We start from the raw sequence: 14,814 nt of genomic DNA, 5'->3' as shown, positions 1-14,814 counted from the left end.
GACATATATGAAAATAATTATTTCTGGACATCACATTGAAGTTACTGAAGCTATCTCCGATGTTATTAATAGTAAATACGAAAAAGTTGCAAACCATTTCCCGAGCCTAATGTCCCTTGAAGTTATAATTACGGTAGACAAAAACACTCAAAAAATTGAAGCCGTCACCAACTATGAAAACCAAACTGTTGCCATTTCGGCAAGTGACGATGATTTATATAAAGCCATTGGTGCATCTGTTAAGAAGATGGAAGCGGCGCTGAAACACCGCAAAGGTATTTTAAGCGCAAACCTGCATAATAAGTACGAAGTACCGCAATCTGAATTAGTTGCCAACGCTTAAATTTCCCCTAATATCAATAAAAAAGAGCTCATTTGAGCTCTTTTTTGTTTGTCACCGATAACCTAAGTTATTCTGCCTTTGGCGATGGTTTTGGTTTTTTCTTAACCATCGGCATGTCGGCAAAATTATCCTCACTAAAGATGATTTTCTTCTTAGTCTTCGCTTTCGTTGTGGTCTTTTTAGCGTTTGTCTTAGAACTAACCTTTTCTGTTTTTTCGACCTTAGTTTTAGTTTTTGGTTTCAAACCTTTAAATTTGGCCGTTAACCCCTCAACTTCAGAAAAACTAAAACGCTGTTGTAATAAGGCACTAATATTCAAATAACTTTGCCAATCTTTCGGGCCGACAAACGAAATAGCATCCCCTTTCGCTCCGGCGCGCCCGGTTCGACCAATGCGGTGAATGTATTCTTCACTGTGTTTTGGCAAATCAAAATTAATAACATGAGATACATTAACTAAATCTAAGCCACGTGAAGCTAAATCGGTTGTGACTAGAATTTTTTGCAAACCTTTGGCGAAACCTTCCATTATACGATTTCGATCGCCCTGTTTTAATTCACCGCTTAACGCCACGCTATCAATCCCTTTTGCGTTAAGCATGGTAGCTAAACGCTCGGTATCAACGCGAGTGGCGGTAAAAATAATGAGCTGATGAATATTTTCATGCTTAATAAAATGCTCTAGCAAGGCTTCTTTATGTTCAACATTATCGGCTAAATACAAGCGTTGAGTAATATCGCTGTGCTCGCTATTTATTGCACCAATAGCGATTCGTTTTGGCTTGTTAAGCAAGTCTTGAGCAAATTCTTCAACTTGGTCATGATCCAGTGTTGCCGAGAACATTAGAGTTTGACGTTTACGATGATCGGCGGCCTGATTAATTTGCTTTAATTGGTCGGCAAAGCCTAGATCTAACATTCGGTCTGCTTCATCTAAAATTAACAGCTCTAAGCCGTTTAAGTAAAACAGGCCTTTGGCTAAGTGATCGGCGACACGACCGGGTGTTCCCACCACAAAATCAGGGTTTTTATCGAGCACTTTTACTTGATCGTTAAAGTTTTCACCGCCCAAAATTAAAGCCGATTTAAACTGGGTACCCGCTGTTACCGCTCGCAATTGAGCATAAACTTGTTTCGCTAGCTCACGCGTCGGCGTTAAAATTAAAACTCTTGGATCTTTTTTCGATAATGCTCTGTTTCGAATTAATCGATGTACCGCAGGTAACAAAAATGCCAAAGTCTTACCCGAACCGGTTTTAGATGAGGCGATTAGATCAGCGCCCGACATAGCGGCAGGAATGGCTTGTTGCTGTATTTCGGTTGGGGTTTCATGTCCCATGTGAGCAACAGATGTTAACAAACGACGGTCAAGATTAAAGTGTGCAAATTGCAATTAAGTTCTCCTAAAATGCAAACAGTCAAAACAGAAAAGCTACACGATAAGTGTAGCTTAAACTAAGTTAAAACAGGCTGTAGATCAGCCTATTTCGAAATACCCATTATTAAGCGTTAGCGGCTCTCTCATCAATAAAGCGAATTGCTTTGTCGATTCGAGCAACAACTTGATCACGCTCTAGGAGTGCTAAAGTAATGTCTAACGATGGCGAGTTCCCTGAGCCGGTAGCAGCAACACGCAAAGGCATGCCGACTTTGCCCATACCCACTTCTAACTCTTCGGCTGTCGCATTGATTGCAGCATGAATATTTTCAGCTGTCCAATCGGTTAGCGCAGCAAGCTTGCTCTTAGCAAGCTCAAGAGGCGCCTTAGCTACGCCACGCAAATGCTTTTTCGCGGCTTTTTCGTCAAACTCAGAATATTCTTGATAAAAGTAACGCGAAATTTGCGCCATTTCCTTTAACGTCTTAACGCGGTCTGCTTGCACTTTTACCACGTCAGAAAGTGCCGGTCCATGGTCCGTATTAATACCTTGATCAGCCATATGCCACGCTAAGTGCTCTGCAACATACTCAGGGTCTAGGGTTTTCATATAATGTTGATTAACCCAAATAAGCTTGTCGGTATTAAACGCAGATGGGGCGCGGTTACAGCCAGTCAAATCAAATAATTTGATCATTTCTTCGCGAGAAAAAATCTCCTGATCACCGTGTGACCAACCTAAACGCACAAGATAGTTCAACAGCGCTTCAGGTAAATAACCTTCGTCACGGTATTGCATAACACTTACCGCACCGTGGCGTTTAGATAAGCGTTTACCATCATCACCTAAAATCATCGGGATGTGAGCATACTGTGGAATTGGTGCGCCCAAGGCTTGTAAAATGTTAATTTGACGAGGCGTATTATTTACGTGGTCATCGCCGCGGATCACGTGAGTGATTTTCATATCCCAGTCATCAACAACAACCGTTAAGTTGTACGTTGGTGAACCATCTGAGCGAGCAATGATTAAGTCATCCAATTCACTGTTTGAAATTTCAATATTGCCTTTAACAATATCTTCAATAATCACCGAGCCTTCTAATGGATTTTTAAAGCGAATAACGTATGGCTTATCTTCAGGATAATCAGTACGATCACGCCACAGGCCATTATAACGAGGCTTTTCGCCTTTCGCTTTTAACTCTTCACGCATTGCATCGACTTCTTCAGGAGTACAGTAGCAACGATAAGCGTGACCGTTATCTAACAGTTGTTGAATCACTTCTTTGTAGCGCTCAAAACGATGCGTTTGAAAATAAGGCCCTAAATTCCAGTCAAGATTTAACCAATTCATACCATCCATAATGGCATCAACCGACTCCTGAGTTGAGCGTTCCAAGTCAGTATCTTCGATACGAAGCACAAAATCACCGCCATTCTTTTTGGCGTATAACCAACTGTAAAGAGCAGTACGTGCTCCACCTACGTGTAAATAACCAGTTGGGCTTGGTGCAAAACGGGTAGTTAAAGTCATAGTCATCTCACTGAATAATTCTTATCTGGGTCAAACAAACAAGAAACAAAGGTCAAAAAAATTGTCGCGTATTTTAACAGCTCAAGCTAAAAACTTCATCTGATTAATCATCTTTGAATTGGTTTTTTTATCAAGAAATTGAGTCAGATAAGTTAGCCATGAAGCGATTAAATTGCCTAAATAGAAGCCTAGCAACTGTTTCTTCTTTAGCAATAAGTTGGTGCGAGTATTCAAGGCCAATGTAGGCCAAAAAAGTTAGGCTAAAATTTGCTCTCGCATATGCAGTTGAAATCACCTGCCAAAAGTAAAGGCAAATTTTAGAACACGCTGATACAAAAACTTCAGATTAAAAGTGCATGTGCAAAAGGGGATAAAATTATCTAAGTGGTGGACGGTACTGGGCTCGAACCAGTGACCCTCGCCTTGTAAGGGCGATGCTCTCCCAACTGAGCTAACCGTCCATTGGGTCTTAGAGGACATAATTTTGAATGGTGGACGGTACTGGGCTCGAACCAGTGACCCTCGCCTTGTAAGGGCGATGCTCTCCCAACTGAGCTAACCGTCCAGTCAAAATTGTCACAATGATATTGCAGAATATGGTGGACGGTACTGGGCTCGAACCAGTGACCCTCGCCTTGTAAGGGCGATGCTCTCCCAACTGAGCTAACCGTCCAGGATCTTTCATTTACTTGATGATCATGATGTCACATGAAATGGTGGACGGTACTGGGCTCGAACCAGTGACCCTCGCCTTGTAAGGGCGATGCTCTCCCAACTGAGCTAACCGTCCATCGAGTAAATTAGGGATATGAATTGAATGGTGGACGGTACTGGGCTCGAACCAGTGACCCTCGCCTTGTAAGGGCGATGCTCTCCCAACTGAGCTAACCGTCCATTCAAAACATAATACAGAGAACTTCATCAAAGATGGTGGACGGTACTGGGCTCGAACCAGTGACCCTCGCCTTGTAAGGGCGATGCTCTCCCAACTGAGCTAACCGTCCGTCTCTGTGGATGCGTATTATAGGGAACACTTTAAAAGTGTCAACACAAACTTTGATAAAAAAACAGATTATTTAATTGAATGCTGTTTTTTAATACAAAATGTTTAAATGGCGTTCAAATTCGTTTTATTCTAGCCAATTTATGCCTTAATAAACCATTAAAAACACTTCTTTAGCTGAATATTTGCCGTTGATTCACCGCTACCTTGCATCTAGGCCATATTCAATCGCCCTTTATAATCGCACTGTTATTAGTGCCTCTATAATAGTCAATTTCTATAATAGTCAATTTCTATGATCTGGTCTTTCTGTATTTCGCGGTGCTCAAGATGCTAGCTAATAAGATGTTACCAACAACAGTTTAATGCTTATTCATTATTGATTGTGACGCACTAGCCAAATGACAATATTCCCATGACAATATTCCCATGACAATATTCCCTGGACCTTGAACGCTTGTTTGTAGCTCAAGCGCAAACCCGAAGCTGTTCTATAATAGTTACCAATTGAAATAGTTACCCGTTGACATTGGGGGTTATCAACTAAAATGAAACGTAAGAACGTTGATTCCACTTAGGTAGACAGGACACATTATGGAAAGTTTTAATCATGATCTTAGCGATCTTTTTGCCCAGTTAGGTTTATCTTCAAACCGCAACGACATTGTCGAGTTTATAGAACAACATAGAGGCATAGAAAGTTCCACTCGTTTATGTGATGCACATTTTTGGAGTCCTTCACAACGTTCATTTATTAAGGATGCGATTAGCCAAGACTCAGATTGGTGTGAAGTCGTTGATACCCTAGACAGTTTATTACGCTAGCATGCTGACAAGTTAAGCAAACATTTAGATTGCGATTAGCACGGTAAATTGTCAATGAATTAAATTATGAACCAAACGACAACATTGCATACAAGAAAGCTATATAACCATATTAAGTTCTCTGTTCTTATTACTTGTTAAGCGCACGGGTTTAAAAGTTGTTTTATCGCTTACCTAAAAAATCTTTAAAACATTATAACTTCAAAGCCATAACCTAAAGGTGCTCACACATTTCGTTGCTAAATAACCCTACCTCTTTAGCGTATACCTGATCACAACCTTACCAAGATGTTATTAATAACGCATTGCAAGCACCGGCTTTCTATCTTAATCGAAATGACAAATGCAAATTCGAGCGCAAGCGCCCCAAACTGAAAATAATAAAATTAACACCGCATTACTCGATGCTCTAGCCGAAAAAATACATTAGTTTTTCTAATGACAAATAAATAAAAAAGTACAGCCAAAAACAACCATGTTTACTTTCAGATCGGATTTAGTAAATAATTTGTTGCGAGCTTTTGAAAGTTTCCAAATCAACCAACAACTGCAATTTTGACCTAGATCAAACAATCAGAACAAATACCATAAAACCCCTACAGAGCCCGCCAGGAAAGGCTGTACAGATAAATTTACAGTTTATTTTTTTGCTTTGTAACAATGTGTAACACCCTATTGTAACCATCAGCAAACAGGCAGAAAATGAAACCATATCGAAGCTAATTAGAAATTAGTTCTAAACAAAAGTTCAACACAAAGTTATTTAGAAAATTTAATCTAATTCCAAACAAAAGGAATACAACAATGAAACGTTTTACAACAGCAATCACAACCTTACTTATCGCTTCTACTTCTTTCGTTGCTACAGCGAATGAGACAACGCCAATGAGTTCTTACATGGAAGATGCTTTAATTCAAACATGTAAAGCTGCAGCAAGTGATAGAACAATCAAGCTAAACAAAACTTTAAAAGAGTTTCGCTTAGACGAAAAAACAGTGGCATTAAACGTTGTATGTAACGGTGAAGACATCATCAGCTTTGCTCAAAATCGTGGTGCTGAGACAACAGCCACTCGTCTAAACAAGAGCATCGGCCAGTCTATCATTACTGACATCCAACTCGTAAACTCTGGTAAATACCAAGTTAACTTCCCTGTTAGTCCTAAATAGTAAGGAACCCTTAGGAATAAAAATAACAATTAAGGACATTTTAAATAGGAGATCACAATACCGATCTCCTATTTTTTTATCTTCTCAAACTTATATCCACGACTTTTATAACCACGTTTTAAAATACCTCGTCACTTGGCAATATTGCTTATCAACCATTGCCACAGATCTTTTGTCATCATAAAGCGACTTTTGTTTTCACATACTGGTCATTGCTTTTTGCAAAACTGTATGCTGTTCATCAGAACGTGTTAAAATACACAACAATATAAACTTGACGAGGAAACAGCGTGGAAATAGAAGTACTGGCGATTGAAGTCAATGAAGAACCTATTGAGCTGTGTAAACTTTTAAAAATAGCCAATTTAGTGTCTGGGGGTGGTGAAGCCAAGATGGTGATAAGCCAAGGCTATGTCTACCTTAATGGTGAGCTTGAATTGCAAAAACGAAAAAAAGTCTATTGTGAAGACATCGTGCAATTTAATGGCGAAGCGATTATGCCAATCATGGCGCAAGAACTCATTAAAAGCCCACTCGCTCTAAACGAACCTAGTTTGCCAACAGTTAAAGATACAAATTTCGCGAATGAGTCAAATAACAACAACGACACCAAGCGAAAAAAAGCGAAGAGTTCACAACCACATAAAGCGAAAAAAAATAAACCCAATACATCAAAAGCGAATACCGCGAAAACCCCGCCTAAACCAGGGGCTCGTCGTTCAATCAAGTTTTAAACGCACAAGGGAGTTGTTTCTCCCTTGCTCCTACTCTCTCTTTGACATTGAGTCCATTGCTTTAAATAAAATAATATAAACCCAGCAAAATAAACACGGCCAACAACAAAGACTCGGTTAAGATCAATAAAACAGGTTTCCAGCCAACAGAGACAATTTGCCGCAACGATGTTTTTAATCCTATCGCCGACAGGGCAATGACCAACAGGGTTCCTGACAAAGACTTAATCATTTCAGCTATATTTTCGGGTATAAAACCCAAGTTATTCAGTAATGCTAAAATAAAGAAACCAATCAAAAAGGTCGGCACAAAACTGGTCACCCCTTGTTCTAATTGGTCCTCTTTACTTTTAAAAGCAAAAAAGATGATAACAACAATAGGCAACAATAACGCGACCCGTAACAGTTTTATATAAGTAGCGACATCGCCTGCAGGTTCCGACACCGTATAACCGGCGCCAACGACTTGAGCAACATCATGAATCGCCCCGCCTATAAAAATTCCTGCTAACTGATCATTTAAGCCTAAATAAGACACCAACAAAGGATAAAATATCATTGCGAAGGTGCCAAACGTTGTCACCCCAATCACCGTTAAGGCAAAATACTTTTCCTCATATTGTTTTTTTGGCAGGACCGTCGCAATGGCAGCCGCCGCGGACGCCCCACATACGGCAACTGAACCGCCAGACAATACCCCAAAGACAGTTGGTAGCTTAAGCAAACGCGCCAATAATACGCCACAGAGCATCAGCAGTGCCATTGCAGTAACGACAATTAATGGGGCTGCAATGCCAAGAGAGATAATCTCATCAAATGATATACGCACCCCGAGTAACGCCACGGCAAAGCGCATTAAGTTTTTGGATGAAAAATTAATTCCCGGCTGAAATTTAGCTCTGGAATATAAAAAATGAAACACCAAACCCGATAACATAGCAAACAACATAACAGGGGCTTGATAACGAGTCGCTAATGCCATCGCTAAAGCACCGACCATGCAGCTAATAACAATACCTAAGCTGTGGGTTCGTAAAAAATGGATAAAAGTAGGGAATAATTTTAGATTATTGGTGGACATCAAAAACACAAATAAAGGTTGATAAGGAATATCGTACATCTTATGTGAGTTACTAGATTGGTGCAAACTCAAAAGCTTGATAGCAACATCAATGTCGGTCGTGCGTATTATTACAGTCTACGTAAGGCGATAGTATGCCATTCATTTTTTATCTGACTTTTATTTTTCTTATATCGACATATGCGTCAATTTTTGCCTGAGTCATCAAACTTGTTCAGATAAATTGCCAATTTAATTGAACAGATTTGCTTTAAAAAAATTGAGTTCAGCCAAAGGTTTGTTAAAGTATTGTAACTTACAATAATAATTGTTTACGTAACCCAAGTTATTTCTCTCAATCTAATCGCTATACCTTATGCGGTGGCCAATTTAATTAGAAATAACACCTTTACGGGTTGTGATTATGTAAACATACAAATGGAGTTTCGATGGCTGGATTTAATAAAGTTGTATCAACCTATGAAGAAGCGCTTGCTGGCCTTAGCGATGAGATGACCGTAATCTCTGGTGGTTTTGGCTTGTGTGGCATACCTGAAGGGTTAATTGCCCAAATCAAAAAAATGCAGACCAAAGGTTTAACCTTAGTGTCCAATAACTGTGGCGTTGATGATTTTGGTCTCGGTTTATTACTACCAAATCGTCAAATTCGCAAAATCATTGCCTCCTATGTCGGCGAGAATGCCGAATTTGAAAGGCAAATGCTCTCAGGAGAATTAGAAGTAGAACTAACTCCTCAAGGTACTTTAGCCGAAAAAATGCGTGCTGGTGGTGCAGGTATTCCAGCCTTTTTTACTGCAACAGGTTACGGCACCCCCGTCGCTGAGGGTAAAGAAGAGCGCGTATTTAATAATCGTCATTATATTATGGAGGAGTCTATCACTGGTGATTTCGCCATTGTAAAAGCTTGGAAAGCAGATACTTATGGCAACCTTGTGTATCGTCATACAGCAAGAAACTTCAATCCGATGGCGGCGACGTGCGCGAAAGTCACCGTCGCTGAAGTCGAGCACATCGTACCACCTGGTGAGCTTGATCCAAATGAAATTCATACTCCTGGGATTTATGTTAATCGGCTGATCCAAGGTACGTTTGAAAAACGCATCGAACAACGCACCATACGCCAAGCATAAGGAGATAAGAATGGCTTTAACAAGAGAACAATTAGCACAACGTGTGGCGCAAGAGCTGAAAGATGGCTATTACGTCAACCTTGGGATTGGGATCCCAACTTTAGTCGCAAATTACGTGCCCAAAGGCATTGACGTCATGCTGCAATCAGAAAATGGATTACTTGGCATGGGCGCTTTTCCAACCGAAGATGAAATTGATGCTGACTTAATAAATGCCGGCAAACAAACGGTGACCATGGCTACAGGAGCGTCAATATTTAACAGTGCTGACTCTTTCGCGATGATCCGCGGTGGTCATATAGACTTGACTGTATTAGGGGCTTTTGAAGTTGATGTCGATGGTAACATTGCATCATATATGATCCCGGGAAAACTGATCAAAGGCATGGGTGGAGCAATGGACTTAGTTGCTGGCGCCGACAATATTATCGTCACCATGACGCACGCTTCTAAGCATGGTGATTCTAAATTATTAAGTCAGTGTACATTACCATTAACGGGCAAAGGCTGTATTAAAAAAGTCCTTACCGATTTAGCATTTATTGAAATTAAAGACGGTAAATTTCATTTGTTAGAAAGAGCGCCAGGGGTTAGTGTAGAAGACATTGTCGCCCTAACCGAAGGCGAACTTGTGGTGCCAAAACATGTCCCAGAGATGCGTTTTAATTAACGGATTGCTTTTGCAGGCATTCGCTTAATTATAAAATATCGGTTAGGGTAATGCCAATACCAAATCTATTTTGTTTATGATCATAATCTATTAGAGATTCACCATAACCGGTAAATAACTGGGCGTATCCTCGAAGTTTTCCCCACATCGGGAAGGTTAATCCAAGTTCAAGTGCGCCCTTGTGAGTAGCAAAGTTTTCACGTAACGTAAAAGATACTTCAAGAGTGTCATATTTATATGCCCCACCAAGCTGAAAATACCCCATGTAATCATTTATGTCAGGGTTATCATCGCCATCAGCATCGGTTGGTTTGCTTTTTTTCGACTCTTCTAATCGGTACCAAGGTTTAAATTGAAATGCCCAATTTCCCACATTCCAAATAAGACTGGCGTACACCCGATTCCAACTTCTTGAGATGGCCGTTGAACGACCGTTAGATTGATGTTCAATACCAATGGTATAAGCCAAGTTTGCCCCAAACGGTTTCCACTGCAGTGGGGCAAAATAAAATATTTCAGGTTGATAATTGGTTTCGCGAAACGGCTTTGATATTTCTGAAGAATACACTTGCCACCATGATTGCAGTGTAATAGCAAAATTTAAAGAATCATATTGGGTAAATATACTGTCGTAATTAAGTGGCACCTTAATACTGAGTTGATATTTTGCCTCTATGTCTTCAATATTTTTCGACCAAGCTGGATCTAATGCTAAATAAACATCACGGTTACTTCGATCGGTAAACAACACAGGTAATACATAGTTTCGTCGATGTGGGGTGATCACAAACTGATCAAACTTGGTGGCGTGTTCACCCAAAATACGTTTAGCCAACACCCCTTGTTGATCGAGATTATTATGGACTTGAAAAACACATTCTTGTCTGATTTTAGATACCAATGTGCGTCCGTTTGCAGCTTTGAGTTTATCCAATAGGCATTGTTCAATTTCAATGTCGTTGCTACCCACAGAAGGATTTTGTTGCTGGGTCTTATGTTCTTGAGCATAGCCATTTTGAATATTGACTACCCCACCCCATGCACCGATGAGTAAAATGGTATGTAAAAATACCGATAGCAGTTTATTTTTGGTCAAGATCCCAAATCCTTGTTACGTTTTTAAATCATATTTTACAGTGTTAACTGTATTAATTAGCTCTTCTTTAAACATAACAATAAAAACATAAATAACAATGTTTATAATAACTTATAAATATTTAGATGAGCCTTTACACTGGCAGTATTGGTTTTGTTTTGCTGTTCAGCCTTGTTTATCGATTAAATCATGGCATCCACATAAGTCCCAAAAACAAAACCTGAACAAAACAAAAAATTAATTTATATTTCACCGTGTTTTCACTTGACGAACCCTTCTCATAGGCTTTAATGTAATATAAAACAGCAATGAGATAACTTTTATGAATAACCTGAACCACCATCATCACCATTTAATCATCGACTAGCCCTCAGGTTATTCGCTGAGAGGCTGTGGACCTTTCAGCGCAACGCTCGTAAATAGCAGCCCCGAAAGAGTCCTCTTTTTCGGGGTTTTTTAATTTCAAAATTTATGAGAATGTACTATGACAACAATAAATGACAATCAACGTTTACGAATAGCTATTCAAAAGTCGGGCCGATTAAGTGATGAGTCACAGGCATTATTTAAACGCTGTGGGATGAACATCAGCCTTACCGATCGTCGCTTATTGGCTCATGTTGGCAATATGCCCATCGATATTATGTTGGTTCGTAGCGCGGACATTCCGGGCCTAGTGATGGATGGGGTCTGCGATTTGGGAATTGTTGGCGACAATACCTTAGAAGAACACGCGCTTGAGCGTCAACTCATGGGCGAACCGGCCCAATATCATAAAATCACCTCGTTAAAGTTTGGTGCCTGTCGACTGTCAATTGCTTTACCTGAAGAAGTAAAGTACGACGGCGTGCAATCACTTGACGGATTGCGTATCGCCACTACCTACCCCCGCCTTTTAAATCGTTTTGCTAAAGATAACGGTATTCGATTTGACATATGCAAACTCAATGGCTCTGTTGAGGTGGCACCAAGAGTTGGATTAGCCGACGGTATTTGCGACTTGGTATCAACCGGCACCACCTTAGAAGCGAACGGATTAAAAGAAGTGGAAGTCATTTATAAGTCTAAAGCGGCATTAATCAAATCTGAACAAGGGTTAAACCCAACCAAGCAAGCCACCCTTAATACCCTGCTACCAAGAATTAAAGGAGTGCTAAAAGCCAGAGAGAGTAAATACATTATGTTGCATGCGCCAAAAGACAAATTAAATGACGTCGTCGCTTTAATGCCTGGGCGTGAAACCCCAACCGTACTGCCTCTGGCTGAGCGAGAAGACAGAGTGGCCATTCACATGGTGAGCACTGAAACCTTTTTTTGGGAAACCATGGAAGAGTTAAAACAATTAGGTTGTAACTCAATCTTGGTCATGCCAATTGAAAAGATGATGGGGTAAAGCATGCAAATTTGGTCGTCATTAAATCAACAGCAAAGAACCAAAGCTCTGTCGCGCCCAGCTATTAATAATGTTAAAAGCTTATCTACTGCGGTTAAAGATATTATTAAACAGGTAAAACTACACGGCGATGATGCGCTTTTTACCCTCACTGAACAGTTTGATCGAGTCTCGTTAACATCACTCAAAGTCAACACCTTGCAAATTGAGGCAGCCACAAAACGTTTGTCCCAAGAGCGCAAAGAGGCGATTCAACTGGCTTATCAACAAATAGAACGCTTTCACCGTGCCCAAGCTCCCAAGGACATAACTGTTGAAACTTTACCTGGAGTGGTATGCAGTTTAAAAACAGAAGCCTTAGAAAGTGTTGGCTTGTATATACCAGCGGGAACAGCACCACTGCCTTCAACCGTGCTTATGCTTGGGGTCCCAGCTCAAATTGCTGGATGTGAACGAGTAGTATTAGCCTGCCCGCCAGATAAAAATGGCCAGCTTGCAGATGAAGTTCTTTATGCTGCTAGGCTTTGTCATATTAACGAGATTTATAACATTGGCGGTGCGCAAGCGATAGCTGCTTTAGCCATTGGAACCGAGAGTATTCGTCCGGTCAGAAAGATCTTTGGCCCAGGTAATCGATTTGTTACCGAGGCCAAAACGCAACTGGCACAATCTATTCCGGGCTTTGCTATTGACATGCCTGCGGGTCCTTCAGAATTGTTGATTATTGCCGATGCTCAAGCGCAACCCTCATTTGTTGCCGCCGATTTACTATCACAGGCAGAGCATGGTAGCGATTCTCAAGTTATTCTAATTAGCGATAGTGAACGATTGATCTTAGAAGTAAAAGAGCAACTTGAACAACAACTTAAACTCCTTTCACGACAAGATACAGCGCGCCAAGCATTAGCCCAAAGCCGTTTTATTATCACCGACGATTTAGATCAGGCCGTGGATGTATCAAACCAATATGGGCCAGAACATTTGAGTGTGCAAACAGCCCAACCAAAGCATTTACTTAAAAGGCTTCGTAACGCTGGATCTATTTTTATTGGCCCCTACTCCCCTGAGTCAGCGGGTGATTACGCCAGTGGTACCAATCATGTTTTGCCCACTTATGGCTATGCCAAAGTAGCGTCGTCATTATCACTTATTGATTTTAGCCGTCGCTATACAGTGCAAGAGTTATCTAAACAAGGCCTTGCTCAATTAGCCGATACCATCATTGAGTTAACCGATGCCGAAGGTTTAGATGCTCATCAACGAGCCGTTACTATTCGCTTTGAAGATAGCAATTGTTTCGATCAAAATGATCGACAGGAGAAAAACCATGTCTAGCACAGATATCGTGCAAAAATTGGTGCGCAAAGACATCCGTCAAATGAGCGCTTATCAAAGCGCCAGTCGAGAACAGACCATAAGCAGTGGGTGTTGGCTAAATGCCAATGAAGCAGGTGGCAATGAATCGCTGACCGTGTTGCTTGAGCACTTAAACCGATACCCAGATTTTCAACCTCAACAGGTGGTAGAAAATTATGCCCGCTATGCCGGTGTGAAACCGGCTAATGTATTGGTAAGTCGCGGTGCCGATGAAGGAATCGAATTACTCATCCGAAGTTTTTGCCAAGCGCAACACGACAGCATTTTAATTTGTCCCCCCACCTATGGGATGTACCGAGTCAGTGCCACCGCACAAGGGGTAAACACCATCAGTGTCCCCTTGACCCAAGAATATCAATTAGACGTTGAATCTATCAGCACCTATAAGGGGCAATGTAAAGTGATTTTTGTTTGTGCACCTAACAACCCAACGGGCACTAAAATAAAGCAACAAGACATATTTACATTGCTTGAGGTATTTAAAGAAGATGCTTTGGTGGTGGTGGATGAAGCTTACATAGAGTTCTGCTCTGCGCAAACGATGGCACCTTTTATTGCCCAACATCCGAACTTGGTGATCTTGCGCACCTTATCCAAAGCTTTTGCTCTAGCAGGCCTGCGTTGTGGTTTTACCTTAGCTCATAACAATGTGCTGGCGATGATGAAAAAAATCATCGCACCTTATCCCTTATCACAACCTGTTGCGACTCTGGCCGCCAATGCTTTAACACCAGCAAACATTGCCATTATGCACACCCGAGTGACCGATATATTAGCTCGAAAACAACGCACTCTGGCGCTGTTAAAAAACCAACCATGGATAGAACACATTTTGCCGTCGGCGACCAATTTTGTTTTATTTAAAACCAAAAAAGCCAAGAGTTTGTTTGATTTTTTAAATCGCAAAGGCATTTTGATTCGTAATCAATCCAGTCAACCAACTTTAGACAACTGTTTACGCGTTAGCATTGGCAATGAAGATGAAATGAAAAAGTTTTATTGCGCTGTCGAAGAATTTAATCAAGTTAATCTAAACCAAGTTTCGCTTTTAGGATCTAATAAACAATAAGAAAAGGA

At 40.7% G+C, this 14,814-nt stretch carries 13 protein-coding genes and 6 tRNA genes; 9 read left to right on the top strand and 10 right to left on the bottom strand.

Annotated features, from left to right (window positions below):
• Positions 1 to 7: 7 nt before the first annotated feature.
• Positions 8 to 343 (top strand): ribosome hibernation-promoting factor, HPF/YfiA family, encoded by a 336-nt coding sequence (gene hpf, locus ACAY00_RS06120; protein ID WP_371378695.1) that lies wholly within the window; start codon positions 8 to 10, stop codon positions 341 to 343.
• 67 nt (positions 344 to 410) lie between these two features.
• Here hpf and ACAY00_RS06115 read toward each other — a convergent pair whose 3' ends face one another.
• The 8 genes from ACAY00_RS06115 to ACAY00_RS06080 all read right to left on the bottom strand — a co-directional run bounded on the left by ACAY00_RS06115 (position 411) and on the right by ACAY00_RS06080 (position 4,262).
• Positions 411 to 1,736: a DEAD/DEAH box helicase gene (locus ACAY00_RS06115; RefSeq protein WP_371378693.1), complete on the bottom strand. Its 1,326-nt coding sequence runs from the start codon at positions 1,734 to 1,736 to the stop codon at positions 411 to 413.
• 109 nt (positions 1,737 to 1,845) lie between these two features.
• On the bottom strand, positions 1,846 to 3,258 hold the full coding sequence (gene gltX / locus ACAY00_RS06110; protein ID WP_371378690.1) for a glutamate--tRNA ligase: 1,413 nt from the start codon (positions 3,256 to 3,258) through the stop codon (positions 1,846 to 1,848).
• A 385-nt stretch (positions 3,259 to 3,643) separates the two neighbouring features.
• A tRNA-Val gene (locus tag ACAY00_RS06105) sits at positions 3,644 to 3,719 on the bottom strand.
• 28 nt (positions 3,720 to 3,747) lie between these two features.
• Positions 3,748 to 3,823 (bottom strand) — tRNA-Val (locus ACAY00_RS06100).
• 32 nt (positions 3,824 to 3,855) lie between these two features.
• Positions 3,856 to 3,931 (bottom strand) — tRNA-Val (locus ACAY00_RS06095).
• A gap of 41 nt (positions 3,932 to 3,972) precedes the next feature.
• Positions 3,973 to 4,048, bottom strand: a tRNA-Val gene (locus ACAY00_RS06090).
• A 28-nt stretch (positions 4,049 to 4,076) separates the two neighbouring features.
• A tRNA-Val gene (locus ACAY00_RS06085) sits at positions 4,077 to 4,152 on the bottom strand.
• Between the two features lie 34 nt (positions 4,153 to 4,186).
• Positions 4,187 to 4,262: transfer RNA gene (locus tag ACAY00_RS06080), tRNA-Val, on the bottom strand.
• 593 nt (positions 4,263 to 4,855) lie between these two features.
• On the opposite strand from ACAY00_RS06080, the gene ACAY00_RS06075 reads away from it, so the two are divergent.
• From ACAY00_RS06075 to ACAY00_RS06065, 3 genes are all read left to right on the top strand, one after another.
• Entirely contained in the window at positions 4,856 to 5,086 is a 231-nt protein-coding gene (locus ACAY00_RS06075) for a DUF2789 domain-containing protein (RefSeq protein ID WP_371378687.1), read from the top strand.
• A gap of 804 nt (positions 5,087 to 5,890) precedes the next feature.
• Positions 5,891 to 6,256: a DUF3718 domain-containing protein gene (locus ACAY00_RS06070; protein WP_371378685.1), complete on the top strand. Its 366-nt coding sequence runs from the start codon at positions 5,891 to 5,893 to the stop codon at positions 6,254 to 6,256.
• 290 nt (positions 6,257 to 6,546) lie between these two features.
• Entirely contained in the window at positions 6,547 to 6,990 is a 444-nt protein-coding gene (locus tag ACAY00_RS06065) for an RNA-binding S4 domain-containing protein (protein ID WP_371378682.1), read from the top strand.
• 61 nt (positions 6,991 to 7,051) lie between these two features.
• On the opposite strand, the gene ACAY00_RS06060 is transcribed toward ACAY00_RS06065, so the two are convergent.
• Positions 7,052 to 8,110, bottom strand: coding sequence for a YeiH family protein (locus ACAY00_RS06060; protein WP_371378679.1), 1,059 nt, complete (start codon positions 8,108 to 8,110; stop codon positions 7,052 to 7,054).
• Between the two features lie 389 nt (positions 8,111 to 8,499).
• On the opposite strand from ACAY00_RS06060, the gene ACAY00_RS06055 reads away from it, so the two are divergent.
• On the top strand, positions 8,500 to 9,201 hold the full coding sequence (locus ACAY00_RS06055; RefSeq protein WP_371378675.1) for a CoA transferase subunit A: 702 nt from the start codon (positions 8,500 to 8,502) through the stop codon (positions 9,199 to 9,201).
• Between the two features lie 10 nt (positions 9,202 to 9,211).
• Positions 9,212 to 9,871, top strand: coding sequence for a 3-oxoacid CoA-transferase subunit B (locus ACAY00_RS06050; protein ID WP_371378671.1), 660 nt, complete (start codon positions 9,212 to 9,214; stop codon positions 9,869 to 9,871).
• A 28-nt stretch (positions 9,872 to 9,899) separates the two neighbouring features.
• Here ACAY00_RS06050 and ACAY00_RS06045 read toward each other — a convergent pair whose 3' ends face one another.
• Positions 9,900 to 10,967: a phospholipase A gene (locus tag ACAY00_RS06045; protein ID WP_371378668.1), complete on the bottom strand. Its 1,068-nt coding sequence runs from the start codon at positions 10,965 to 10,967 to the stop codon at positions 9,900 to 9,902.
• Between the two features lie 493 nt (positions 10,968 to 11,460).
• On the opposite strand from ACAY00_RS06045, the gene hisG reads away from it, so the two are divergent.
• The 3 genes from hisG to hisC are packed head-to-tail and all read left to right on the top strand — an operon-like array spanning position 11,461 to position 14,806.
• Complete coding sequence (gene hisG, locus ACAY00_RS06040; protein WP_371379593.1) at positions 11,461 to 12,360, top strand: ATP phosphoribosyltransferase; 900 nt, start codon at positions 11,461 to 11,463, stop codon at positions 12,358 to 12,360.
• Positions 12,361 to 12,363: 3 nt separating this feature from the next.
• Positions 12,364 to 13,695, top strand: a complete 1,332-nt coding sequence (gene hisD / locus ACAY00_RS06035; RefSeq protein WP_371378665.1) for a histidinol dehydrogenase — start codon at positions 12,364 to 12,366, stop codon at positions 13,693 to 13,695.
• The gene (gene hisC, locus ACAY00_RS06030; protein WP_371378661.1) at positions 13,688 to 14,806 is read left to right on the top strand and encodes a histidinol-phosphate transaminase; all 1,119 of its coding nucleotides are present in this window, start codon (positions 13,688 to 13,690) and stop codon (positions 14,804 to 14,806) included. The genes hisD and hisC overlap by 8 nt, the downstream gene beginning before the upstream one ends.
• Positions 14,807 to 14,814 lie beyond the last annotated feature (8 nt).

It is taken from the genome of Thalassotalea sp. 273M-4 (genome assembly GCF_041410465.1).
Classification (GTDB): domain Bacteria; phylum Pseudomonadota; class Gammaproteobacteria; order Enterobacterales; family Alteromonadaceae; genus Thalassotalea_A; species Thalassotalea_A aquiviva.
The sequence above is the reverse complement of the archived record's forward strand: the minus strand, read 5'-3'. Positions and strand labels throughout refer to the sequence as shown.

Excerpts from the sequence above, each read along its gene's own strand:
- gltX (WP_371378690.1), bottom strand. The coding sequence starts at position 3,258 with ATGACTTTAACTACCCGTTTTGCACCAAGCCCAACTGGTTATTTACAC.
- hisC (WP_371378661.1), top strand. The coding sequence starts at position 13,688 with ATGTCTAGCACAGATATCGTGCAAAAATTGGTGCGCAAAGACATCCGT.
- ACAY00_RS06070 (WP_371378685.1), top strand. The coding sequence starts at position 5,891 with ATGAAACGTTTTACAACAGCAATCACAACCTTACTTATCGCTTCTACT.
- ACAY00_RS06060 (WP_371378679.1), bottom strand. The coding sequence starts at position 8,110 with ATGTACGATATTCCTTATCAACCTTTATTTGTGTTTTTGATGTCCACC.
- hisD (WP_371378665.1), top strand. The coding sequence starts at position 12,364 with ATGCAAATTTGGTCGTCATTAAATCAACAGCAAAGAACCAAAGCTCTG.
- hpf (WP_371378695.1), top strand. The coding sequence starts at position 8 with ATGAAAATAATTATTTCTGGACATCACATTGAAGTTACTGAAGCTATC.
- ACAY00_RS06050 (WP_371378671.1), top strand. The coding sequence starts at position 9,212 with ATGGCTTTAACAAGAGAACAATTAGCACAACGTGTGGCGCAAGAGCTG.
- ACAY00_RS06075 (WP_371378687.1), top strand. The coding sequence starts at position 4,856 with ATGGAAAGTTTTAATCATGATCTTAGCGATCTTTTTGCCCAGTTAGGT.
- ACAY00_RS06055 (WP_371378675.1), top strand. The coding sequence starts at position 8,500 with ATGGCTGGATTTAATAAAGTTGTATCAACCTATGAAGAAGCGCTTGCT.